This is a genomic window from Camelimonas lactis (assembly GCF_004342915.1).
Classification (GTDB): Bacteria; Pseudomonadota; Alphaproteobacteria; order Rhizobiales; family Beijerinckiaceae; genus Camelimonas; species Camelimonas lactis.
In genome coordinates, this window is the sequence record NZ_SLWL01000048.1 from 1 (window position 1) to 2,399 (window position 2,399).

A 2,399-nucleotide genomic window follows, 5' to 3' on the forward strand; every position below is an offset into this window, starting at 1 on the left:
ACCATGATGGCGTCATTGAGAGCGACCTGGCTCAGGGTGAAGTGGGGCTCACCCCTGGTCAGATTGGACCAGACGAAGACCATCGCCGTGCAGGGCGCGGCGGCAAGAATGATCAACCCGGCAATGTAGCTTTCAATCTGGTCCGCGGGGAGTAGCGGACGAAACAGCCAGCCAATGAACAGCCAGCCGAGCAGCGCCATGGAAAATGGCTTCACTGCCCAGTTGATGAACAGGGTGACGCCGATGCCACGCCAGTGACGCCCCACCTCCCCGAGCGCTGCGAAATCAATCTTCAGCAGCATCGGAATGATCATCGACCAGATCAGCACAGCGACTGGCAGATTGACCTTTGCCACCTCCAGGGCGCCGATGACGTGAAATGCGCCCGGCATGAAATGCCCCAGCGCAATGCCGGCGACGATGCAAAGAGCAACCCACAGGGTCAGATAGCGTTCGAATGTGGACACTGGTTCTGCCTCAAGCTGTCGCCACGCGTCGGCCGCGCTCAGCCGCCATCCTTGCGAGGCGAACGAGATCGACTGCTTTTGAAAACGACATGTCGCTATCCGGTCTGCACGTCAGGAACTGACACCCTCATAGGATATGTGTCTCTTCAGGCCAATCATCCTGTTTGTGGCACGCCAAGACATCACCAATCCAGCGATTGCTGGGCAACCGGAAAGGTATTTCATATCCATGGAAACAGGTACTCTGGACGCCGAACTTACGAGACGGCAACTGGCCGAACTGATTATTGAAGACCCAGATTTCGGAGAACTCGAGAAGAACCTTTCAACGTATTGCCCATTTGAGGCGGTCGGCATGGTGAATGCAGAGATCAGGCATTCTGCCTTCCTCGCCCACGCCCTCGATCCGTATCGTCCCCACGAATTCGGCCCCGAATTCCTGCGGCTCCTGCTCGATACAATTCTAAAGGCGCTTGAGGCACCGCCGATCTCCCGGCTTGAGCTTCACATGGCGGATTTTGACGATGTCGACGTCCGGCGCGAGTGGCGGCATATCGATGTGCTCGTGGCGCTCCCCACTGCGAAACTGGTTATCGCATTCGAGCTCAAAATCGGCGCGGGAGAAGGCCATGACCAGCTTGGCCGCTACAGTCGCGCGATTGAAGCCACATGGCCTGCCGAAGCCGGTTGGCGGCATCTCAAGCTGTTTCTCACACGCAACGCTGAACAGCCTTCCGACGACACCTGGTACCCGATCGACTACGGCCTCGTCATCGACGCCATAGACCGCTTCAAAAATGCCAGTGACGCCGGAGCGCCACTCGCGCGCCAAACCCTCATTGCATACGCCACGATGCTGCGGAGACGTCACATGGGTAGTGAACAGCTCGACAAGATTGCTGAAACCCTCTGGAAGAAGCACGCTGAAGCGTTGAATTTCCTTCTTGACCGGCGACCTGATGCCGATGGTGGCCTGGGACAGATGCTTCTTGACCGCCAATCGGAGATCGCCGCCAGTGTAAGCACGGGCTCCCTGACACTCGTTCCTGAAAGATCCAACAAGCGGTGGATCATCTTTAACGTGAAGGAATGGTCCGATATCCCCGGCTTCAAACTTGCGCAATGGACACCGTCAGGACATTTCATTCAGGTCCAGATTGAGGTCGATCCCCGCTTTGTAAAGCTTTTCGTTACGCTGGGACCTGGCCCTGAGGAATATCGGGCGAATTTTTATAGCATGTGTAGCGACCTGATGCCCCGAAAGGGAGCCAAAGGAGCCGGCTGGAAGACCGTCAGCAGCAAAACAATCCTGGGACGCTCGGCGATTGAAACAGCAGACGGACCTGAGGAGCTTTGCGACCGCATTCAGGAATACCTAAGGGATTGGGTCAGAAATGAAGTGGCGCAGGTCGATGCGCGCTTGCGGCCGATTGCGGTGGGAGGCATCGCCTCGACAGCCACAAACGAAGCCCTACCATGACAGATTAATCCGTCTTTCTCGCGGCCGCATTTAGCGGCCGCTCACCACAGATACGGCAACGCGCGCGAAACAGGCGATCAATCGAGCGATCGAAGGGTAACAGGCATCGGAAACGGACCACCTAACACCATGTTCGTGGAACTCCCATCGGAATGAAGGCGCTAAGGCGCTAGCCCATCAGCTTCAGGAGCTGTCTACACACCATTGAGCCGCTCAATGACGTCCCTCGCCTTCTTCAGCACCGTCGCCTTCTCAAGGTGGGCATATCGCATCGTCGTCTTGATATCCGCGTGGCCAAGGACCTCCCGGACCTCATAGACACTGAGGCCATTCTGGATCAGGCGGGTCGCGTGCGTATGGCGTTTGCCACGCCAGTGCGGAGTGCGGGCGAGCCCCGTTATAATCGACCCGCCATTCGGCCAACTGGGCGCGTGCCTGCGTCAGCGTGGAGA

3 protein-coding genes and 1 pseudogene are annotated in these 2,399 nt (G+C 57.6%); 1 reads left to right on the plus strand and 3 read right to left on the minus strand.

Translation table 11 applies throughout. The annotated features are described in order from the left end of the window. Nucleotides 1-467 (minus strand): arsenic resistance protein (locus EV666_RS18065; RefSeq protein ID WP_425359576.1); only part of this gene is annotated, 467 nt, incomplete at its 3' end. Nucleotides 468-696: 229 nt separating this feature from the next. Here EV666_RS18065 and EV666_RS18070 point away from each other — a divergent pair. Beyond that, nucleotides 697-1,947 (plus strand): PDDEXK-like family protein, encoded by a 1,251-nt coding sequence (locus tag EV666_RS18070; protein ID WP_165910086.1) that lies wholly within the window; start codon nucleotides 697-699, stop codon nucleotides 1,945-1,947. A gap of 194 nt (nucleotides 1,948-2,141) precedes the next feature. Here EV666_RS18070 and EV666_RS18935 read toward each other — a convergent pair whose 3' ends face one another. After that, nucleotides 2,142-2,351, minus strand: a complete 210-nt coding sequence (locus EV666_RS18935; protein ID WP_132011044.1) for a tyrosine-type recombinase/integrase — start codon at nucleotides 2,349-2,351, stop codon at nucleotides 2,142-2,144. Beyond that, nucleotides 2,317-2,391, minus strand: a pseudogene (locus EV666_RS18740) (integrase core domain-containing protein); the annotation flags it as partial. The pseudogene EV666_RS18740 and the gene EV666_RS18935, both read right to left, overlap by 35 nt. Nucleotides 2,392-2,399: the final 8 nt, after the last annotated feature.